Source organism: Lysobacter yangpyeongensis, from assembly GCF_042655745.1.
GTDB lineage: Bacteria > Pseudomonadota > Gammaproteobacteria > Xanthomonadales > Xanthomonadaceae > Agrilutibacter > Agrilutibacter yangpyeongensis.
On the sequence record NZ_JBHSNM010000007.1, the window covers coordinates 62,505 to 83,403 of the forward strand.

The 20,899-nt window shown below is 68.3% G+C and carries 18 protein-coding genes and 1 pseudogene; 9 read left to right on the forward strand and 10 right to left on the reverse strand.

All coding sequences use genetic code 11. The annotated features are described in order from the left end of the window. Positions 1 to 62: 62 nt before the first annotated feature. Complete coding sequence (yihA, locus tag ACFPN1_RS14755; RefSeq protein ID WP_386755926.1) at positions 63 to 692, forward strand: ribosome biogenesis GTP-binding protein YihA/YsxC; 630 nt, start codon at positions 63 to 65, stop codon at positions 690 to 692. An 80-nt stretch (positions 693 to 772) separates the two neighbouring features. Here yihA and ACFPN1_RS14760 read toward each other — a convergent pair whose 3' ends face one another. Next, positions 773 to 2,635 (reverse strand): glycoside hydrolase family 13 protein, encoded by a 1,863-nt coding sequence (locus ACFPN1_RS14760; protein ID WP_386755928.1) that lies wholly within the window; start codon positions 2,633 to 2,635, stop codon positions 773 to 775. Between the two features lie 294 nt (positions 2,636 to 2,929). On the opposite strand from ACFPN1_RS14760, the gene ACFPN1_RS14765 reads away from it, so the two are divergent. Then, positions 2,930 to 4,297, forward strand: a complete 1,368-nt coding sequence (locus tag ACFPN1_RS14765; RefSeq protein WP_386755929.1) for a glutamate--cysteine ligase — start codon at positions 2,930 to 2,932, stop codon at positions 4,295 to 4,297. A 264-nt stretch (positions 4,298 to 4,561) separates the two neighbouring features. Here ACFPN1_RS14765 and ACFPN1_RS14770 read toward each other — a convergent pair whose 3' ends face one another. After that, positions 4,562 to 5,317, reverse strand: a complete 756-nt coding sequence (locus ACFPN1_RS14770; protein ID WP_386755930.1) for a tetratricopeptide repeat protein — start codon at positions 5,315 to 5,317, stop codon at positions 4,562 to 4,564. A gap of 170 nt (positions 5,318 to 5,487) precedes the next feature. On the opposite strand from ACFPN1_RS14770, the gene ACFPN1_RS14775 reads away from it, so the two are divergent. Beyond that, on the forward strand, positions 5,488 to 5,901 hold the full coding sequence (locus ACFPN1_RS14775) for a hypothetical protein (protein ID WP_386755932.1): 414 nt from the start codon (positions 5,488 to 5,490) through the stop codon (positions 5,899 to 5,901). A gap of 16 nt (positions 5,902 to 5,917) precedes the next feature. Here ACFPN1_RS14775 and ACFPN1_RS14780 read toward each other — a convergent pair whose 3' ends face one another. Next, entirely contained in the window at positions 5,918 to 6,592 is a 675-nt protein-coding gene (locus tag ACFPN1_RS14780) for a Dph6-related ATP pyrophosphatase (RefSeq protein WP_386755933.1), read from the reverse strand. Positions 6,593 to 6,746: 154 nt separating this feature from the next. On the opposite strand from ACFPN1_RS14780, the gene ACFPN1_RS14785 reads away from it, so the two are divergent. Further along, the gene (locus ACFPN1_RS14785; protein ID WP_386755934.1) at positions 6,747 to 7,382 is read left to right on the forward strand and encodes a LuxR family transcriptional regulator; all 636 of its coding nucleotides are present in this window, start codon (positions 6,747 to 6,749) and stop codon (positions 7,380 to 7,382) included. Positions 7,383 to 7,390: 8 nt separating this feature from the next. Here the strand turns inward: ACFPN1_RS14785 and ACFPN1_RS14790 are convergent, their stop codons facing one another. From ACFPN1_RS14790 to ACFPN1_RS14805, 4 genes are all read right to left on the reverse strand, one after another. Beyond that, positions 7,391 to 7,735, reverse strand: a complete 345-nt coding sequence (locus tag ACFPN1_RS14790; RefSeq protein ID WP_386755936.1) for a hypothetical protein — start codon at positions 7,733 to 7,735, stop codon at positions 7,391 to 7,393. A gap of 101 nt (positions 7,736 to 7,836) precedes the next feature. Continuing rightward, on the reverse strand, positions 7,837 to 8,784 hold the full coding sequence (locus ACFPN1_RS14795) for a DegV family protein (protein WP_386755937.1): 948 nt from the start codon (positions 8,782 to 8,784) through the stop codon (positions 7,837 to 7,839). A gap of 98 nt (positions 8,785 to 8,882) precedes the next feature. Beyond that, positions 8,883 to 9,497, reverse strand: coding sequence for a 2-hydroxychromene-2-carboxylate isomerase (locus ACFPN1_RS14800; protein ID WP_386755993.1), 615 nt, complete (start codon positions 9,495 to 9,497; stop codon positions 8,883 to 8,885). 23 nt (positions 9,498 to 9,520) lie between these two features. Then, positions 9,521 to 9,916: a DUF1761 domain-containing protein gene (locus tag ACFPN1_RS14805; protein WP_386755938.1), complete on the reverse strand. Its 396-nt coding sequence runs from the start codon at positions 9,914 to 9,916 to the stop codon at positions 9,521 to 9,523. Between the two features lie 105 nt (positions 9,917 to 10,021). Between ACFPN1_RS14805 and ACFPN1_RS14810 the strand changes: the two genes are divergently transcribed. Continuing rightward, on the forward strand, positions 10,022 to 11,725 hold the full coding sequence (locus tag ACFPN1_RS14810; RefSeq protein ID WP_386755940.1) for a GGDEF domain-containing protein: 1,704 nt from the start codon (positions 10,022 to 10,024) through the stop codon (positions 11,723 to 11,725). 1,626 nt (positions 11,726 to 13,351) lie between these two features. On the opposite strand, the gene ACFPN1_RS14815 is transcribed toward ACFPN1_RS14810, so the two are convergent. Both ACFPN1_RS14815 and ACFPN1_RS14820 read right to left on the reverse strand, forming a co-directional pair. Beyond that, positions 13,352 to 14,656: an amidohydrolase family protein gene (locus ACFPN1_RS14815; protein WP_386755994.1), complete on the reverse strand. Its 1,305-nt coding sequence runs from the start codon at positions 14,654 to 14,656 to the stop codon at positions 13,352 to 13,354. Between the two features lie 62 nt (positions 14,657 to 14,718). Beyond that, a complete protein-coding gene (locus ACFPN1_RS14820) occupies positions 14,719 to 16,128 on the reverse strand; it encodes an amidohydrolase (protein WP_386755941.1) in 1,410 nt (469 codons plus the stop codon). 167 nt (positions 16,129 to 16,295) lie between these two features. Between ACFPN1_RS14820 and ACFPN1_RS14825 the strand changes: the two genes are divergently transcribed. The 3 genes from ACFPN1_RS14825 (at position 16,296) to ACFPN1_RS14835 (ending at position 18,370) form a co-directional block, all read left to right on the forward strand. After that, entirely contained in the window at positions 16,296 to 17,072 is a 777-nt protein-coding gene (locus tag ACFPN1_RS14825) for an AMP nucleosidase (RefSeq protein ID WP_386755942.1), read from the forward strand. 148 nt (positions 17,073 to 17,220) lie between these two features. Continuing rightward, the gene (locus tag ACFPN1_RS14830) at positions 17,221 to 17,820 is read left to right on the forward strand and encodes a lysozyme inhibitor LprI family protein (RefSeq protein WP_386755943.1); all 600 of its coding nucleotides are present in this window, start codon (positions 17,221 to 17,223) and stop codon (positions 17,818 to 17,820) included. Further along, positions 17,795 to 18,370: a DUF924 family protein gene (locus tag ACFPN1_RS14835; protein ID WP_386755945.1), complete on the forward strand. Its 576-nt coding sequence runs from the start codon at positions 17,795 to 17,797 to the stop codon at positions 18,368 to 18,370. Before ACFPN1_RS14830 ends, ACFPN1_RS14835 begins: the two co-directional genes overlap by 26 nt. A gap of 150 nt (positions 18,371 to 18,520) precedes the next feature. On the opposite strand, the gene grxD is transcribed toward ACFPN1_RS14835, so the two are convergent. Next, a complete protein-coding gene (gene grxD / locus ACFPN1_RS14840; protein ID WP_386755946.1) occupies positions 18,521 to 19,450 on the reverse strand; it encodes a Grx4 family monothiol glutaredoxin in 930 nt (309 codons plus the stop codon). Between the two features lie 158 nt (positions 19,451 to 19,608). Here grxD and ACFPN1_RS14845 point away from each other — a divergent pair. After that, positions 19,609 to 20,352 (forward strand): annotated as a pseudogene (locus tag ACFPN1_RS14845) (polysaccharide deacetylase family protein); the annotation flags it as partial. Positions 20,353 to 20,899: the final 547 nt, after the last annotated feature.

Consider the following 20,899-nt stretch of genomic DNA (forward strand, 5'->3'; position numbering starts at 1 on the left):
GCGGTCGCGCGCCCGGAGGCGCGGCCTCGGGATCGCCGCGGCGACCATGCGATCCTGTAGCCATGGCCAGCCCTCCCAACCCCTTCGTCCGCGCCCGCTACCTGCTGTCGGCGCACAATCCCCGGCAACTCCCGGCCGACGGCGGCTTCGAGGTCGCCTTCGCCGGCCGCTCCAATGCCGGCAAGTCCAGCGCCCTGAATGCGATCTGCCAGCAGAACGCCCTGGCCCGGGTCTCCAAGACCCCGGGCCGGACCCAGCAGCTGGTGTTCTTCGACTTCGCCCCCACCGGCGCCAACCCGCCGGGCGACAAATACCTGGTCGACCTGCCCGGCTACGGCTATGCCAAGGTCCCGCAGGACCTGCAGGCGCACTGGCAGGCCTTCATCGAAAGCTACTTCGCCACCCGGCAGGCGCTGCGTGGCCTGGTGGTGGTGATGGACATCCGTCATCCGCTCAAGGATTACGACCGGCAGATGCTGGGCTACGCGGTGCGCCGCGACCTCCCCGCGCACGTGCTGCTGACCAAGGCCGACAAGCTCAGCCGCGGCGCCGCCGCGAACACCCTGCAGGCCGTGCGCATGGAACTGTCGCGCGCCTTCGGCGACACCGTGAGCGTGCAGACCTTCTCGGGCGAATCGAAGCAGGGCGTGGACGAGGCGCGCGCGGTGCTGGGGCGCTGGCTGGAACTCTGAGCCGCAGGTAGGGGCGGGCCTTGGCCCGCCGTCAGGAGACTCGCACGCGACGATGGCGGGCCAGGGCCCGCCTGCCGTGGTCACTCGATTTCGAGGATCGTCGCCGACGTGCCGGGCAACGACAGCGCCGTGCCGAGCGTCACCGCCTTCCCGGTCAGCGCATCGCGCGCCCGGCTGTCCTTGCCGATGAAATCGCCTAAGCGGTCCAGCGCCAGTGGCGTGGCTTCCGGATTCCTGTTCAAGGCCACCATCACCGTGTCCTTGCCGTCGTAACGGAAGTACACGTAGACGCCGTTTTCCGGCGCGAAGTGCTGCAGCTTGCCGTGCTGCACGACCGGCGTGCGCTTGCGCCAGTTGAACAGCGCGCGCACGTAATCCTGCGCGTCGCGTTGCGCGTCGGTCAGGCCCGTGCCGGTGAAGGCATCGCGCGCATCGCCGGCCCAGCCGCCGGGCATGTCGGCGCGCAGTTCGCCGTCGTTGCGTTCGCGCGGCCCCTGCAGCAGCACTTCCGAGCCGTAGTAGAACTGCGGCGTACCGCGCACGGTCGCGATCCAGGCGATAGCCAGCTTCCACAGCGCGATGTCACCGTTGAAATGCGCCAGCGCGCGCGGCGTGTCGTGATTCTCCGCAAACACGACCAGCCGATCCGGATCCGGATACAGGAAGTCGTTCGCCAGCATCTCGTACAGCCCGACCCAGCCGTAATCCCCGCCTTCGGGCTGCAGCAGCGCCGTGCGCAAGGCGATGTGCAGCGGGAAATCCATCATGCTCGGCATGTGCGGCACGTGGCCGTCCGGATTGACCTTGCCCCGCTGCCAGTGCGCGACGATCGCGGGGTTCGCACTCCATTCCTCGCCGACCATGGCGAAGTCGGGGTATTCGGCGAGTACGGCCGCGCCCCAGGCACTGAGGAAATCGGCGTCGGCATAGCCGAAGGTGTCCTCGCGGATGCCCGACAGCCCCGCGTATTCGATCCACCACAGCGTGTTCTGGATCAGGTAGCGCGCCAGGTGCGGATTGCGCTGGTTGAGATCCGGCATCGCTTTCACGAACCAGCCATCGGTAAACAACGCCTTGTCCGCCGGTGCGGCATGCGGATCCTGCACCGTGGTGCGGCGATGATTGGTCTCGACGAAACGGTCGGCGCGATCGAAATAGGGGTGATTGAACCAGTCGCGCGTCGGCGGATCGCGCAACCACCAGTGCTGCGAACCGACGTGATTGAGCACCACGTCCATGATCAGCCCCAGGCCATGCGCGCGTGCTTCGCGCGACAGCGCGCGGTAATCCTCGTTGCTGCCGAAGCGCGGATCGGTGCGGTACAGGTCGGTGATCGCGTAGCCGTGGTACGAGTACGCGGGCTGGTTGTTCTCCAGCAACGGCGTCGGCCAGATCTGGGTGAAGCCCAGGCCGGCGATGTAATCCAGATGCTGGCGCAGGCCGGTGATGTCGCCGCCGTGGCGGCCGTTGGGATCGGCGCGATTGCCGTGTTCCTGCATCCCCGGCGCGCTGTCGTTGCCCGGATCCGCGTTGGCGAAGCGGTCGGGCGTGACCAGGTAGATCGCGTCGGACGCATCGAAACCGTGCCGCTGCGCCGAACCCGCTTCGCGCGCTTCCAGTGCCCAGTCGTGGCGCACGGCGATGCGTTCGCCTTCCATGAAGTCGATGGGGAAGCGACCCGGCTTCGCGTCCGCCGCGATCGCCAGCGTGACGAACAGATAGTTGGCGTTCTCGACCCGGGCGACATCGGCGACGGCGACGCCGGGCCAGTCCACGCGCGGCTGCAACGCGGCGATGCCCGGACCATGCACCAGCAGCTCGACGCGATCGTGCTGCATGCCGACCCACCAGTTGGCCGGTTCCAGGTGCTGGATCGCATAACCACGCGCAGCGGCGCTGGTCGTGAACAACAGCGCCAGGCACAGCGCGAACCATTGCCTCATGCCGATTCCCCGGCGACGCGCCCGTGCGGCGCGGGATCGATTCTATGCAGTGGCGCGCGCGTCGCCGGTGACGTAACGGCGATGAAAACGTAGTCAGCGCAGCGGTTCGTTTCGTCGCCGCTGCGTCCCGCATCCGCATCGAGGCCGGAGCGGCGACGCCAATGCTGGAACACAGTCGCGGCGGCCGGGCCGACAATCGCGTCATGGCGAAGGGCTATGCTGCGTGGATTGCGATGGCGAGGGCACGGCCCCATATCGCCTTCGCCCCAGGGATACGGAAGAAGACGGCACCCCATGTCGAGCCCGAGCAACGTCGCCGAGTCGCCGATCACCGATCGCGCCCAACTGGTCGAATACATCGCCGGTGGCGCCAGGCCGCGTGCGGACTGGCGCATCGGTACCGAGCACGAGAAGTTCGGCTTCCGTCTCGACGACCTGCGCCCGCCCACCTTCGATGGCGAGCGCGGCATCGAGGCGCTGCTCACCGGGCTCACCCGTTTCGGCTGGCAGCCCGTGCAGGAACACGGCCGTACCATCGCGCTGACCCGCGACGGCGCTTCGGTCACGCTGGAGCCGGCCGGCCAGCTGGAACTGTCCGGGGCGCCGCTGGAAAACATCCACGAAACCTGCCGCGAGACCAACGAACACCTCGCCGAGGTGAAGACGGTCGCGGAGGAATTGCAGCTCGGTTTCCTCGGCATGGGCTTCCAGCCCAAGTGGAAGCGCGAGGACATGCCGTGGATGCCCAAGGGCCGCTACAGGATCATGCGCGCCTACATGCCCACGCGCGGCGACCTCGGCCTGGACATGATGACCCGCACCTGCACCGTGCAGGTCAACCTCGACTTCAGCGACGAAGCCGACATGGTGAAGAAGTTCCGCGTGTCGCTGGCGCTGCAGCCGATCGCGACCGCGCTGTTCGCCGACTCGCCCTTCGCCGAAGGCAAGCCCAACGGCTATCTCTCGTATCGCTCGCACATCTGGACCGACACCGATCCGGATCGCACCGGCATGCTCGACTTCGTGTTCGAGGACGGCTTCGGTTTCGAGCGCTATGTCGATTACCTGCTCGACGTGCCGATGTACTTCTCCTACCGCGATGGCGAGTACGTCGACGCGAGCGGCAAGTCGTTCCGCAAGTTCCTGCGTGGCGAACTCGACGTGCTGCCCGGCGTGCTGCCGACGCTGCGCGACTGGTCCGACCACATGACCACCGCGTTCCCGGAAGTGCGCCTGAAGAAGTATCTGGAGATGCGCGGCGCCGACGGCGGTCCGTGGAACCGGCTGTGCGCGTTGCCGGCGTTCTGGGTCGGCCTGCTGTACGACGATGCCGCGCTGGATGCGGCCTGGGACCTGGTCAAGGACTTCACCCTCGCCGAACGCAACGCGTTGCGCGATGGCGTGCCGAAGCACGCACTCAAGCTGCCGTTCCGCGGCGGCGGCAGCGTGCGCGATCTGGCCCTGGAAGCGCTGAAGATTTCCGCCGCAGGATTGCAGCGCCGCGCGCGTCTTAACCGCAACGGCGCCGACGAAAGCCGTTTCCTCGAACCGCTGATCGAATTCGCCGAGGCCAACGAGACGCCGGCCGAACGCAAGCTCGCGCTGTTCCAGGGCGCGTGGCAGGGCGATATCGATCGGGTGTTTCGCGAGTTTGCGTACTGATCGGCGCTGCATTTCTTTTGCGGTTGCTTCGCGTCGAAAAGCAAACCGCCGCTCGCTGCGCTCGCGCCCCTCATCCGGCGCTTCGCCCTCAACGGCTGATCGCCGCTTCGACCTTCTCCCCACACGCGGGGAGAAGGAAAGCACCCCCTCGCCCCGCTTGAGCGGAGAAAGAAAGCATCCCCCTCGCCCCGCTTGGGGGAGAAGGACGGCGTTGCGCAATCGCGCAGCGGGCAGGATGAGGGGCCGTGATGAAGCCCCGCACCCTCAACCCTTCGCCAGCACCGCCGACAGCTGCTTCAGCCGGTCCAGTTCCGGCTTGTTGAGCCGCCGGGCGAAGCCTGGCATGCGCTTCGCACGCGTCAGCACCTGCTCGCATACGGCGCGCGCCTTCTCGGTCTCGCCCCAGCCCTGCAGCACTTCGGCGTAGCGCACGTGCGCTTCGAAGCCGCTGGCGTAGCCGATCAGGGTTTCGAATTCCTCGCGTGCCTTCGCGCGATTGCCTTCCGCGGCGACGGCGCGTGCGTAGATGATGTGGCCGTCCTGCGAACGGAAATCGGGACGCTTGCGGATCACCTCGTCGAGCAGTTCGCGTGCCGCCGTGGCGTGGCCGGATTCCAGCAGCGCGCGGGCCAGGCGCACCTGGATGTCCGGATCGTCGCTGTGAATGCCGCGCAGCGCGCCCTGGTACTGCGGCACGGCTTCGGAGGCGCGGCCGGCGGCGAACAGGGCATCGGCCAGGCGCAGGCGATTGTCGGTAGTGGCCGCGTCTTCGAAGGCCTCCTGCGCGGCGCGCAGTTCGCGGGTCGGATCGAGCACCTGCTTCACGCCACGCACGAACGCATGGCCGTGGCGGGTGTGGCGCATCGAGGGCAACCAGATCATCAGCGCGTAGACCAGGCTGCCAACGCCCGGGAACGCGAACAGGATCATGAGCCAGTAGCGGTCCTGCCCGCTGCGGATCGCGTGCATGGCGAAGAAAATGGCGACGATGACGTGCAGGCCGAGGCCGAGGATCGGCATGGCGGAGATTCCCTGGTGATGCGCCGGCGGCGCCGCGGCGGAAGTGTAGCCAACGCGCCGGTCCGCGGTGCACTGCCGATGCGGCGGGACGCACGGCGCCGGCATGGCTGACGGACACGGTCCTAGCTATCCTGCCCTGCCGCCGGAGGGGCGGCTTACGGGGAGAATCCATGAAGCGCATTACCTGCTGGGCGCTGCTCGCCGTGCTGGCGTCGGCGCCGCTGTCCGCGCAGAACGTCACGACGGTCAAGCCGATGGTCGCGCCGAACGTCGGCGCCATCCAGATCGACTACCGGCAGCAGTGGGAAAAGGAACGCGAGAAAAACCGGCAGTTGCGCGACGAGAACGCGCGCCTGCAATCGCAGCTGGCGGAGTGGACGCGCAAGGGCGGGAGCCTGGTGCATGCCTATTGCGAAACGCCGACGCTCAGCGTCAACAGCGCCGGTGCGCGCAACGACTGCGCGGCCTCGGGCTACGGTTGCGAACCGGTCAGCGGCCTGTGTCGCACCAGCGTGCGCAGCAGCGACCAGTGCGCGCCCGGCTTCCTGATGGATGTCGACCACTGCGTGCCGCAACCGCGTTGAATCACGGCCCGACCGCTCAATCCGCCGGTTCCAGATCGACGTAGGCGAAGCGGTCCTCGCGCAGCACCCGCTCGCCCTGACGCAGGGCGAGCGGGTGCGAAAACATCGGCCCGGCGTGCACGCAGGTGTGGAATTCGCCGCGCTCGCCGCAGGGATCGACCACTTCAGGCAGTTCGGCGAGCAGCGAGGCATCGAACTCGCGCCCACTGAATCCACCATCGAGTTGCGTGGTGTCGACGCAGCACAGCGTGGCGCGCAGGCCGCCGGCGATCATGTCCCGGGCGAGCGCCTTAGTATCCGCGCCGAACAGCGGCGTCTCGATGCGCCAGCCCAGCCGCGCGCACAGCGCCTCGCGCCAGGCGCGCACGTCTTCCAGGAACAGATCGCCGAATGCGATCGTCTCCAGCCCCGGCCAGCGCTCCTGCGCCTGCACCAGCGCGGCGGCGAAGGCAGCTTCGTAACGCGCGTTGTCGCACTGCTGCGGGATGCGCGTCTCGATCAGCGGCAGTCCGGTGGCCTGCGCCTGCGCGAGAAGGATGCCGCGGCGAATGCCGTGCATGGCGATGCGCTCGTAGCCCTCGGTGACGGTGGTCAGCAGGCCGACGACGGTGACATGGGGACGGCTGCGCAGCACGTGGAGCGTCCAGGCCGCGTCCTTGCCGCCGCTCCAGGACAGGAGGATGGGGGTCATGGGTGCAGCTTACCGGCCCGCCGCCGCGGTCCGTGCATGCGGCCGCTTGTGCAGCGGGTCCCGCACGGCCGCTTCCCCACATGGGTGGCCGTTTCCCCGGTCCCCGGCCGTTACCCCCCTTACAGGTGCATCCGCGCGCGTCGGGGGAGGATCCATGCCGGGTCTGCCGGTCCTAGCATTTGGTCGCGACCGGCGCTGGGCGGCGCATCTGCAACGCGTGCTCGCGCCGCGCGGCGAGCTGGAGTGGTGCGGTGTCTTCACCGTCGACTCGCTGCCCGCGCCCTCGACGCGGCAGGCGGTCTGGCTCCTGGATGGCGACGATCTGCGCACCGCGCGCATGCCCACCGACAGCCAGTCGCCGCGCATCTACTGCTATCGCCATCCGGACGTGAGCAGCCTGCGCAGCTGCGCCCGCCTGGGCGCCAGCGGCTGCCTCGAGAAGCTGGCGAGTCCGGATGTGCTGTTGCGCGCCCTGCGCGCCGTGGAAGCCGGATTGTTCGCCGTCGACAGCGGCCTGCTCACGCGTGCATTGGCCGCCGAGCGGCGCGCACCCGCGCCGGTCCACAACCTGGGTCATCTCACCGAACGCCAGCGCGAGATCGTGCACTGGGCCGCGCTGGGCATGAGCAACAAGCAGATCGGACGACGCCTCGGCATCAGCCCGGAAACGGTGAAGAGCCATCTGCACCAGGTCTTCGAGCGCGAGGGCATCAGCGGCCGCGTCGCGCTGCTCGCGCTGCATCGCCCCGACGATCGCAGCAAGGCGACGGTCGACGAGCCCGTTTCCTAGGCGCCGGATCAGGCGGCGGTGACGTCGCGCAGTTCCCAGCCGCTGCCGGCGAGCAGGCGCAGCCGGTGCTTGAGCACGTTGCCGGGAATCGTGCTGGTCACCACCAGCACCACGTGCAGGTCGTCCTGCCGGCCCTGCACCGAGGCGTCCGGATCGATCGCGCCATAGGACGGATCGACACCGTCGGGATCTTCCTGGCGCTTGCGCCAGCGTTCGAACAAGGCTGGCGTGCGCAGCGCCTCCTGCAGTTGCGCGGCGAATTCCTCGGCGCCGTGCGCGTTGAAGGCCAGCGCCGGATCGGGGCCGCGCGCGCGGGTGGGTTCGGGCAGGCTGATGTAGTAACGCGTGGCCATCCGGATATCCCTGTGGTGACGCCGGACTGCAGCTTAGGCCGGCGGCTATCTTCCGTACGTGAACACGACCGCTGCAGCGAATTTACTGCGCGGGTCGCTCGCTACAACTCGATCCGGGCGGTCTCCGCGGCGTAGCCCAGCGCCAGACCGCCCTTGCCGATGTTGACCATGCTGGTGAGGCTCATCACCGTTTCGAACAGCTCGATGTTGTTGACCACGCAGGCCTGGCGCAGCGTCGCATAGCCGGGCAGTTCGCGCAGTTCCTCGAGCACGCCGCCGTAGCTCACGCACATCGTCGGTGTCATCAGTTCGCGCTTCTCGATGCGCGAGACCGCGTGTTCGAACAGCTTCTGCGCGGCGTTGTCGAAATTCTTGACCTTGCCCACCGGCCCGGTTTCGCCGCGGTTGCAGTGCAGGATCGGCTTGATGTCGAAGGCGGTGCCGAGCTTGGCGGCGAGGAAGCTCACGCTGCGGTCGCCGCGGATGCGGGTGCGCTCGCGCATGTAGTTGAGGTCGCGCGGGATCAGGAAGCCCTGCGTGTGCAGCGCGAGGTTCTCCAGGCGCGCACGCATCTTCGGCGTGCCTTCGCCGGCCGCGCGCAGGCGCACGGCTTCCACCGCGAGGATGCCCTGCGCGGCGAACAGGTTCTGGGTGTCGATCACGCGTAACGCGAAGGGCGAATTGTTGCCCGCCGCCATGCGCGGTCCCTTGTACTCGTTGAGGATGGCGAAGCTGGCCTGCTGCGCGTTGTCGAAGATCTGGCTGCGCGTCTTGGTGATGGTCAGGCAGAAGACGAAGTCGTAGTCGATGACCAGCTTGCTCAGGAACAGCTCGCGGATCTGCTCGACCGAGAACGGGCTGCTTTCCGCTTCCCAGCCGCGTTCGGCCAGATGGGTTTGCAGGAACTGCAGCGCCGCCTCGGGATTGCGGTAGTCCTCCAGCACCGCCGAGCCCATGCGCACGGTGGTCGGGAGGATGGAGATGTTGTGCGCCTGCAGGTAGTTCTCCGGCAGGTCGCACGGCGAGTCGACGACGATCCCGATGCGCATTCAGGCCCCCTGTGGCGGCGCTTTTTTGACCAACGTGCGCGCAGCATACGCCGCCGCACAGGGTTTCGCCCACGACGGGCGATGCGCATCGTGGCGCTTCAGCGCCGCTGCACGCCCACCGGCAGCGTGGCCACGCGCTGCATTTCGGGGTCGTCCAGCAGCGCCGGATTGCGCAACGCAGCAAGCGCGAAGTCGTGGGCGTCGTTGCCCCAGAACAGCTGGTCGCCGAAGGCCAGCGTCGGCACGCCGTACACGCCGGCGGCGATCGCCGCCTCCGTGTTGGCGCGCAGGCGCGCCTTCGCTTCTTCGCCCTGTGCCGCCGCCGCATCGATGCCGAGCGCGGCTGCAACCGGGGCAAGGGCCTCGCTGCTGTCCGCGGCGCGCCCTTCCTTCCAGATCCAGTCGAACAGCGCATCGACCGCCCGCGCGCTCGCGCCGGCGGCCACGCACAGGCGCAAGGCCGCCAGCGGATTGAACGGATGCGCCGGCGGGAAGCGCAGCGCGACGCCTTCCTGGCGCGCCTGCCACAGCACGTGCCGGTAGGTGAATTCGCGCTTGCCGGGGATTTCCGCCGGGCCCTTCTGCCCGCAGGCCGCGAGCACCGCACCGAACACGATCGGCACCGGCGTCACCGCTTCGGGCAGCATCTTCACCTTCTGCCAGTGCAGGTAGGAGAAGGGCGAGATGAAGTCGAAGTACCAGCGGATCGGCATGGCGTGCATGGTGTCGACCTCGCTCAATGCCACAGACCCAGGATCACGCCGTACAGCACGAACTGCAGCAGGTGATAGCCGCCGTCGATCAGCCACAGCTTCAGGCTGCGTCCGGCGAAGGCGTAGTTGATGCCGAAGCTGGTGGCGACGAAGGCGAAGCCGACCAGCGCGCCGTGGTGCACGGCCAGGGGCAGCGCCGGATCCGGACCGAGCAGGACGGCGAAGGCGAAGGCGGCGACCAGCGCGAGCACGAAGGCGCTGCCGAACACGCGCGCCGGATGCCGCGGGGCCGCGTTCGGGTCGATGCCGGCCTCGCGGCACCAGGCGTGCTTGAACAGCGGCCCGTACCAGAGGCCGCCGAGCACGAATGCGGAAACGGCCGCGACGACGACGGCCAGCCAGTTGATCTCCATCGACATGCGATTCCCCGAATCTCCGATGCGAGACGCGAGCATATGCCGGCGCAGGGTTGCGGTGTCATCCGCCCGGGCGGACACTGCCCCCGCAGCCAGTGGAGGCGGGGCATGAGGGCAGCGTGGCTGGCGATGTGCCTGGCGGCGGGGCTGGCGCTGGTACCGGCCGGCGTCGCGGCCTCGCCTGTCGGCAATGGCGTCGCGCGGATCGAACGCCTGCAGGTCGATCCGCCGGACACCCCGGAAGCCATCCCCGCCCAGCCCGAAACCGCCTGGACCCCGACCGCGCAGCCGCACCAGCTGGCCGGCGCGCGCCCGGGCCGCGGCTGGTGGCGCGTGCATGCATCGCCGACGCCGGACGCGCGCCTGCTGCTGGTCTACCACCCCTACAGCGCGCGCCTGACCGTGCTCGCGCCGCCGCACTACCGGCCGCAGCGCGAGTCGATCTTCACCGTCGACCACGACAGCGGCCACTCGCGCCGCGCGCTCGCCTTTCCCTGGCCCGACACCGCGCAGCCGGTGTACGTCGGCGTGGAGGACGCGCGCTATCCGCTGCAGGTCGCGGTGCGTTCCGCGCGCGATTACGCGATCGAGGACTACGGCCACGTGCGCGTGCTGTGGCTGTGCCTGGGGATCCTGATCGGCGTGTCGCTGGTGGCGCTGCTGTTCTGGCTGCAATTGCGCGAGCGCGTGTACCTGCTGTTCGCCGCGACGATGGCGCTGCAGATGCTGTACGTGTTGCTGGCCTACGGCGACGCCTACGCGCTGGGGCTGTTCTCGTGGCTGGCGCGGTTCGGCCCCGAAGGCATCTGGTTCGTCGCCACCAGTTCGACGATCGTCACGGTGTACTTCCTGCTCGACTTCGCCGAGCTGCGCCCGCGCGCGCCGCGGCTCAGCCGCGCGCTGTGGCTGGCGGGCGCGGCCTTGCCCGCGTTGCTGCTGCTCGCGCTGGTGGTGTCGGGCCTGCTGCCGGGCGCCGCGCATGACGCCTGGTTCCCGCCGCTCGGCAACGGCCTGTTGCTGCTGGGCAACGCGCTGGCGATCGTCACGCTCTCGGCAGTGTGGCTGCGCGGTGGACGCCATGCCGGCTTCGTGCTGATCGCCTGGGTGCCGCTGGTGCTGGTGACCACGGCGCGCGCGCTGCAACTCGGCGCCGGGCAACCGCTGCATCCCTGGCTGGAATACGGCCTGCCGCTGACGCAGGCATTCTCCGCGGTAGTGCTGGTACTGGGGCTGGCGCACCGCATGCGCACGTTCCAGCGAGAGCGCGACGCCGCGCAGCAGGATGCCGAGCACGACGCGCTCACACGCGTGCTCAACCGCGCCGGCATGATGCGCAGGCTCGACCGCGCCATCGTCGAAAGCCGGCATCGCCGGTTGCCGCTGTCGGTGCTGTTCCTCGACCTCGACCACTTCAAGCGCATCAACGACACGCACGGTCATGCCATCGGCGATGCCTGCCTGTGCGCGGTCACCGAGGCGATCCGTGCGCAGATGCAGCCCGAACAGAAGCTGGGGCGCATCGGCGGCGAGGAGTTCCTGCTGCTGCTGCCGGACGCGGCGCGCCGTCACGCGCGCGACCTGGCCGAACGGATCCGCCAGCAGGTCGAGGCGCGCTGCGCGGTGGTGCAGGGCGCGCCCGTCGCGCTGACCCTGAGCATTGGCGTGGTGGAGTGCCAGACGATGGACGGCACGTCCTCGCTGCTGCAGCGTGCGGACGAGGCGATGTATCGCGCCAAGCACGAGGGGCGCAATCGGGTGGTGGTACTGGACAGTCGCGATGCGGCGGAGCGGCGGAGTGCGGTGATGCCGTAGGCCTTGCCCGGCGCGACGTTGGGGAAGTTGGCGCGTGCGGCAAGCGTGTCCGGGTCGTGATGGCTCTGGCGAAGGGCCGCGGGAACGGGGCGGCGCCTCTGGTTTTGCCGTCGCTTCCGTTAGCGAAGATCTCTTCCCCGTCATTCCCGCGGAAGCGGAAATCCAGTGTCTTTGCTTTTGCTTCTGCTTGCTTTGTCTTTGCTCTGCTTCTGTTCGTCATCCCCGCGAAGGCGGGGACCCAGTGACTTTGCTTTTGCTTCTGCTTGCTTTGTCTTTGCTTCTTCTGCTCGTCATCCCCGCGAACGCGGGAATCCAGTGCCTTTGCTTTTGCTTTTGCTTTTGCTTCTGCTTTGCCTTTTCTTTGCTCTGCTTCTGCTCGTCATCCCCGCGAAAGCGGGGATCCAGTGACTTTGCTTTTGAGGCTTTGAGACTTTGAAACAACAACAAGATCAAAGGCTTTCGCCCCTGCGGGGCGAGTTACTTTTCTTTGCTTGCCCAAAGAAAAGATAACCAAAAGAAAGGGCACCCCGGAGCTACGCGCCCGTCGCGCTGCGCGCAACGGGTCCGCGGACGGGCCGGGGTTTTTCGACAGGACATCCCTGTCCTGTCGAAAAACGCGCGGCATCCCTGCCGCGCGCCCTGCGGGCCTGATCCGTCCCGCCCGCCGCTGCGCTACGGGGCCCCGACAAGTTCAACGTCAACGGCAAAGAGCACGATCAAGAGCAAGAGCGAGAGCGAGAGCAAGAGCAAGAGCAAGAGCAAGAGCGAGAGCAAGAGCAAGAGCCAACCGCGTTAGGCCAATCGTCATCGCATTTCGTTCGTCATCCCCGCGAAGGCGCGGATCCCGTGTCTTTGCTCCCGTGCGTCGAAAAAACCAATCGCTGCAGCGCCTCGCCTTCGGTTCCATGCCCACCCGGAAGGGATGTCAAAAGCGAGTCACTGGATCCACGCTTCCGCGGGATGACGAGCTGAAAAGCATCGAGCTTCAAAGGCCAAAAGGATTCACTCCGCGGGCGTCGTCCACGCCGATGCGCGAGATCATCGCGCCGGGGGTGTTCACCGAACTCGGACGCCTCGTGTGCCCGAAGCCGTCTCTTCTCAGCCGAACCGCGGCCTGCCTTTCGAAAATCCAATAAACGCATGACGAAAATGCAAAGCGGCATCCACGCGTTCGCGCACCGATGGACGAAGAGAAGCGACGTCATGCCCCACGCGAAACTGCAACACTGCCAAAAACGCGAAATGCGATGACGATTGGCCTACGCGGTTGGCTCTTGCTCTTGCCCTTGATCGTGCTCTTTGCCGTTGCCGTTGAACTTGTCGGGGCCCTGTAGCGCAGCGGCGGGCGGGACGGATCAGGCCCGCAGGGCGCGCGGCAGGGATGCCGCGCGTTTTTCGACAGGACAGGGATGTCCTGTCGAAAAACCCCGGCCCGTCCGCGGACCCGTTGCGCGCAGCGCGACGGGCGCGTAGCTCCGGGGTGCCCTTTCTTTTGGTTATCTTTTCTTTGGGCAAGCAAAGAAAAGTAACTCGCCCCGCAGGGGCGAAAGCCTTTGATCTTGTTGTTGCTTCAAAGCGAAGCCCGCCATCCGGCGGGCTTCTCTTGCATCATTTAGTTCGCGACGATCACTCGCCCTGCGAATACGCCCGTGGCATCCCGCCCGCCTCGGCCGGCGTGGCCGGGCGCAGGTAGCGGTCGCGCAGTTCGGTCTGGCGGCTGCGCATCGGGATCGCGCGGCCATCCATCCATACCTGCAACGCCACCGTGTTCACTTCCAGCGGATCGCCGCTCCACAGCACCAGGTCGGCGCGCTTGCCCACCGCGATCGTGCCGAGGCTGTCGCCGACGCCGAAGGTTTCGGCCGGCACGCGCGTGAGGCCGGCCAAACCGTCTTCCCACGGCAGGCCGTTGGCCACCGCGTTGCCGGCGAGCTGGCGGATCTTGCGCGCGTTGTGCGAGGCATCGCCTTCCTGCGCGAAACTCACCGCGACGCCGGCCGCACGCAGGCGCGCGGCGTTCTCCATCGTCGCGTTGATCTCGTCGAAGTTGGCCGGCAGGTTGGCGAGCGGATTGACGAACACCGGCACCTTGGCCGCGGCGAGTTGCGGCGCGAGCTTCCATGCCTCGGAGCCGCCCGCGATCGCGATGCGCAGGTGATGCTTCGCCGACCAGCGCAGCAGCTGACGGATGTCGGCGGCGCGATGCACGCCGACCACGACGCGACCGCCGCCGTCGAGGTACTTCGCCAGCGCCGCGCGACCGGCCGGCGTCAGCAGCGCCATGTTCGAATCCGGCGCGATGCGCCCGCGCACTTCGTCGATCAGCTGGTCCAGCAGCATCCACTGCGCTGCGCGCGAATTGCCGCTCAGCTCCGCGGCATCGCTGCCGAGGTTGACGAACAGCACGCGCGGTCCGATCGGATCCGGGCTGCCGTCCAGGCGCATCACGCCGCCCTGGCCGCCGATGATCGAGCCGCCGTCGGTGGTGTTCGCGCCCAGCAACGTCCAGCCGATGCCTTCGATGCGTTCGACCGGAACCAGCACCGAATCCGGGTTGTAGGCGAGGGTGACGTCGAATTCCGGCCGCACCGTCATCTGCTTGGTGCCGGCGCCGAGGCCGACCGCCGCATCGACGGTGCTCTTCTCGCCGGAGACTTCCTCCAGGCCGATCTCGCTGATGCCGCCGAACAGCGTCGGCGTCAGCGGCCGGCCCTGCGCGTCGATGACCTGGGTGTTCGCGGCCGCGGACAGATCGGTACCGACCGCGCGGATCACGCCGCCGCTCACCAGCACGTCGGCGTTGCGCAGCGTGCCCTGCGCGGTCGCGGTGTGCACGGTGGCGTGGCGGATCAGGATGTTTTGTGCGAACGCCGGCAGTGCCAACGCGATGCCCGCCGCGATCACGGACGCCCGCAGCACCGCCTTCGTCATCCCGGTCATCGGCGTCCCGTTGGCGCGGAAGCGACGCGCAAGCGCAAATGCAAAACGACGGCTCATCGCACACCTCCCATCACCGTGCCCTGTCCCAGCAGGAAGTCCGAACGCGGCTGGTGCGTGGGATCGTGGCGGTCGTAGACACGTGCGCCGTCGATGTACACCTGTTCGGCCTGCGCATACACGCTGAAGGGATTGCCGTTCCACAGCACCACGTCGGCCATCTTGCCCGGCTCCAGCGTGCCGGTGCGGTCGAGGATGCCCAACGCCTTGGCCGCGTTCTGCGTCAGCCACTGGATCGCATGCTCGGGCGCGATGTCGATGCCGGCGAGCTTGGCGTGTGCCATCACCTTCGCGGCTTCCTGGTTTAGGCGCTGGATGCCTTCCTCGGAATCCGAATGCACGATCGCGCAACTGTTGGCGGGACGATCGACCAGGGCGAGGTTCTCCTGGATGCCGTCGAAGGCTTCCATCTTGAAGCCCCACCAGTCGGCCCACAGCGCGGCGCACACGCCCTCGCCGGCGAGGCGGTCGGCGAGCTTGTAGGCCTCCACGCCGTGGTGGAAGGCCGCGACCTTGAAGCCGAATTCCTTCGCCAGGTCGAGCATCGTCGCCATCTCGTCGGCGCGGTAGCAGTGGATGTGCACGCGGATGTCGCCATCGATCACGCCGGCGAGCGTGTCGAGCTTGAGGTCGCGCTTGCCGCCGCTGTCCTTGTTCGAATCGGCGCCATTGCCCTTGCGCTTCTTCATGTACTCGGCCGCATCGATGAAGGCGGCGCGGTAACCGGCGACGTTGGCCATGCGCGTGGACGGACCGCCCTTCTGGCCGTACACGCGCTTTGGATTCTCGCCGCAGGCCATCTTCAGGCCCCACGGTGCGCCGGGGAACTTCATCGCCTGGTAGGTCGTCGCCGGCACGTTCTTCAACGTGACGCCGCGGCCGCCGATCAGGTTGGCCGAACCCGGCAGCACCTGCAGCGAGGTGATGCCGCCGGCGAGCGCCGCGGCGAAGCCGGGATCCTGCGGCCACACCGAATGCTCGGCCCACACGTTCGGCGTCACCGGCGAGGTCGCCTCGTTGCCGTCGGCGTGCGCCTTCATGCCCGGGCTCGGATACACGCCCAGGTGCGAGTGCACGTCGATCACGCCGGGCGTCACCCACTTGCCGGTGCCGTCGACGCGGACTGCATCGGCCGGCGCCTGCACGTCGTTGCCGACGGCGACGACCTTGCCGTCGCGCAGCAACACGTCCGCATCGTCCAGGCGGCGACCGGTGCCATCGAGCACGGTTGCGTGCTGGATCAGCACCGGTGCCGAGGCGATCGCCCGGTAGGTGCTCGGATACGGATCGTCGGTGAAGCTTTGCCGGGCCGCGGCCGCGCTCGGCGGCGTCTCCCGGGTCTGGCCGGTCGTGGTGCATCCGGCGATCAGGACCACCGCGAACGCGGCGGCAACTGGCTTGAGCATGCGCGTTTCCCCTTGGAACCAGACCGGCACCGTAGCCCCAAGCCCGGGGCAGCGCCAACGTGACTATGGTCATGCCGCGCGGCGCGACGCGTGAAACGGCCGGGTCGGCAAAGCGCCCGCACGCCGCCGTATCCTGTCGCGACCCCGGAACGGACGACTCCCCGCGCATGAAGGACAAAGAACAGATCGTCGACAACTGGCTGCCGCGTTACACCGGCGTGCCGCTGGACCAGTTCGGCGAACACATCCTGCTGACCAATTTCGGCGGCTACCTGCACACCTTCGCGCGTCTCACCGGCGCGCAGGTGGTCGGGCTGGACCGCCCGATGCCCAGCGCCACCGCCGACGGCATCACCATGATCAACTTCGGCATGGGCAGCCCCAATGCCGCGACGATGATGGACCTGCTCAGCGCGATCATGCCCAAGGCGGTGCTGTTCCTGGGCAAGTGCGGCGGACTGAAGAAGAAGAACCAGCTCGGCGACCTGATCCTGCCGATCGCGGCGATCCGCGGCGAAGGCACCTCCAACGATTACCTGATGCCCGAAGTGCCGGCGCTGCCCGCGTTCGCCCTGCAACGCGCGGTGTCGACCATGATCCGCGACCTCGGCCACGACTACTGGACCGGCACCGTCTACACCACCAACCGCCGCGTCTGGGAGCACGACGAGAACTTCAAGGAATACCTGCGCAAGCTGCGCTGCATGGCGATCGACATGGAAACCGCGACGGTGTTCGCCGCCGGCTTCGCCAATCACATTCCCTGCGGCGCGCTGCTGCTGGTGTCGGACCAGCCGATGATTCCCGAAGGCGTGAAGACCGAAGCGTCCGATGCCCGCGTCAGCGCCGAATTCGTCGACAACCACATCCAGGTCGGCATCGAGGCGCTGCGGCTGGTCCGGCGCCATGGCAAGTCGGTGCGGCATCTGCGGTTTGATGAGTAAGGCTATGCGGGGGGAATGAAAGCGGGAACAGGGAACGGGGAACGGGGAAGCGAGGGCAAAGGCTTTTGCTTCCCCGTTCCCGCTTCACCCCCCGTCGCACCCCCTGCGACCCCCCTCCCGCACACTGCGTCCTCAAGAGGGAAGAGGCATGGAAAAGATCGTCTACCTGCTGATCGGCGCCGCGATCACCTGGGGCCTGTACTTCATCCAGCGGCGCGTGGAACGGCGCCGGACCACCGAGGCGATCGAGCGCAACCAGAAGCTGCTCAACCTGAAGCAGGGGCTGGAGCAGGCCAGCACCAGCCTGGAGGAACTGCGTCAGTTCGAGAATCGCCTGATCGGCAAGGCCGAGGCCGCGGTGAAGATTGCCGGCCGCTATGTCAGCCAGGCCGGCGAAGTCGCGCGGCGCAGCGACTCGCTGCTCGCGCATGACGACTTCGCGGTGCAGGCGGTTGCCGATTTCCAGCGCGTGGACGCGCGTCTGGACGATGCCGTGGCGCATCTGCGCAAGCAGCTCGATGGCGCGGACCTCGCCGCGTTCGAGCAGGTGCATCTGGCCTGGCTGGCGTTCCGCGAGCGCTACGCGCGCTTCATCGCGCAGTCGTATTCTGGCGGCGCGATCCAGCCGCTGATCCACGCGGTGACGCTGGAGAGCATCACCGCGGCGTGGATCGCCGAACTCGAAACCCAGCTCGGCGACGAGGATCCGGATGCCGGTTCCGATGACGATGCCGACGCGAACGATTGAAGGAGCGCGCATGAACGTCACGCCCGCCACGGTGGTCGGCTTCTGGCGCGAGGCCGGTCCCGCGCGCTGGTTCGCCAGCGACGAGGCCTTCGACAACGAATGCCGCAATGGCTTCCTCGAGGCGCACCTGCTCGCGGCGCGGCGCGAATTCGAGCACTGGCTGGGCGATGCCGAGGGCGCGCTCGCGCTGGTGCTGCTGCTCGACCAGATCCCGCGCAACGTGTTCCGGCGCAGCGCGCATGCCTACGCCACGGACGGGCTGGCGCGGCACTACGCGTCGCGCGCACTGACGCTGGGACTGGATACGCAGGTCGACGTCGCGCTGCGTCCGTTCTTCTACCTGCCCTTCGAGCATTCCGAGGCGATGGCGGACCAGGAGCGCTCGCTCGAACTGTTCGCCCGCCTGCCCGGCGACAGCGCGCGCTGGGCGCAGCTGCATTACGACATCATCCAGCGCTTCGGCCGCTTCCCGCATCGCAACGCGGCGCTGGGCCGCGACAGCACGACCGAGGAACGCGCGTTCCTGGCCGAAGGCGGATTCTCGGGATAGGCAGTCCCGCGGCGCTAGGCACCGCGCACGGCGAAAGCGCCCGGCGCACCGCGAAAGAATGTGCTTTGTTCTTCTCCCCGCTTGCGGGGAGAAGATGTCCAACGGGCAGATGAGGGGCGAGCGTTGCGAGCGGCTCTTCCTCGCCCGCGCTCAATACCGCGGCACGTGCGGATCCGCCTCCAGCGCCCACGCCTCGATGCCGCCTTCGACATTGGCCACGTCGCGGAAACCCAATCCACGGAAATGCTGCGCCGCCTGCGCGCTGCGTCCGCCGTGGTGGCACAGGAAGGCCAGCGGCGTGTCCTTCGGCAAGTTCTCCAGATGCGCCAGGCCGTCGCCGTCGAACACCGAGAACGGCACGTTCACCGCGGCCAGCGCGCGTTCGTCCGCGGGGCGCACGTCGACAAGAGTGAGCGAACCCGCCGCGGCGCGCGCATTCGCTTCGGCCGGCGAGAGCGGCTTCACCTTCGGCGGGGCATTCGGATTGTCGATGGTCAGGCCGCGTCCACGCTCGTCGTCGACCCAGTCGATGCGCATGCCCTGCGCGCGCCGCGCGCTGGCCATGTCGAACTGCACGCGCAGGTCGTCATGCTCCGCCGCGATGGCATTGCCGTCGACCGGCGCCAGTTGCAGCCTGGCGTCGTAGCGCGCGTCGATCGCCACCTGCAGCGCGTAGCCCTCGCCGGCGTTGGCCAGCGCCTCGCGCAGCATCGCCGCAGCGGCGGGCGTGATGGTGATCGCGGGTGGCGTGCGGTCGGGCGCGGGCAGGCCGAGCAGGCCGTGCAGCTCGCCCGAGTTCACCATCTGCTCGATGATGTCGCTGCCGCCGACCAGATCGCCGCCGACATACAGCTGCGGGATCGTCGGCCAGTCGCCGTAGAGCTTGATGCCTTCGCGGATCTCCGGGTCGGCGAGCACGTCCACGTGTGAGTAGTCCACATCGAGCGACGACAGCGCCGCCACGGCGCGCGCGGAGAAGCCGCATTGCGGCGCGCGCGGCTCGCCCTTCATGAACAGCACGACGCGGTTCGCCTGCAGCAGGGATTCGATGCGCGAACGCAGCGCGGGATCGAGGGACATGGGGAATACCGGAAGCGGGGGAGGGTGCGAATTTTACGCCGCTGCCGGTGCCCGGACGCGAATGCATCGGCCAGGGGCGTCCCGGCACGGCGATCGCGCGCGCGGCGCCTGCGCGGTCGTGTTGTGGCGCGCCGTGGCGGACGGGCATCATCGCGCCCATGTCCGCATTGCACCGTCCGCCCCGCCATCCGCACGTGTGGATCGTCTGGTTCGTCCTGTCGCAGGTCGCCGTGGTCGCCGTGTGGTGGCGCTGGGGCTGGCCCTGGGGCCTGCCGGCGATGCTGCTGTCGCACGTCCCGGTGTGGTGGGGCACGCTGAAGGCGGATTCGCGCGTGTTCAGCCCGGTGCTGCGGCGCCTGCCGCTGCGCGAGCCGCGGGTGTGGCTGACCATCGACGACGGGCCGTCGGTGGATACGCCGGCGATCCTCGACCTGCTCGATCGCTACGGTGCGCGCGCGACGTTCTTCGTCGTGGGCGACCGCGCGCAGCGGCATCCGGAACTGGTGCGCGAGATCGTGCGTCGCGGCCACGGCGTGGGCAACCACAGCCAGGGTCATCCGCAGGCGTGGTTCTGGGCGCTGGGGCCGCGCCGCATGCGCGAACAGATCGCGCAGGGCCAGGCCACGCTCGCGGCGATCACGGGCGTGGCGCCGCGCTGGTTCCGCGCGGTGGTGGGCATGGCCAATCCCTTCGTCGCCGCGCCGTTGCGTGCGCACGGACTGGCACGCGTGGCCTGGAGCGCGCGTGGTTTCGATGCGCTGGCTGCCGATCCGGAGACCGTGGTGGCGCGGATCGAGCGCGATCTCGCCCCGGGTGCGATCGTGCTGCTGCACGAGGGCGCGAAGCACGGGCGCAATGTCGAGACGGTGGCGCTGCTGCTGCAACGCCTGGAAGCGTTGGGCTACCGCACCGTGCTGCCGGAAGACATCGAAGGGCAGGTGCCGGAGTATCGGCCGGACGCCGGAACCATTTCCCTCGCCCCACTTGCGGGGACAGGGACCGCGCCGCGCAGCGGCGCAGGGTGAGGGGACGTCGCCAGCTCGCGAAAAGCGCCCCTCATCCGCCCCTTCGGGGCACCTTCTCCCCGCTGGGGCGGGGAGAAGGGGAAGCAACGGCGAGGCGCAACGAAGCGCCAAAACAAGGCGCAACATGGGCCTTCCTCACCGCCCCGGCATGACGCGCTTATGCATGCGGCGGCAATCATCCCCCTCGCCCCGCTTGCGGGGAGAGGGACCGCGCCGCGCAGCGGCGCAGGGTGAGGGGACGTCGCCAGCTCGCGAAAAGCGCCCCTCATCCGCCCCTTCGGGGCACCTTCTCCCCGCTGGGGCGGGGAGAAGGGGAAGCAGCAACGAAGCGCCAAAACAAGGCGCAACATGGGCCTTCCTCACCGCCCCGGCATGACGCGCTTATGCATGCGGCGGCAATCATCCCCCTCGCCCCGCTTGCGGG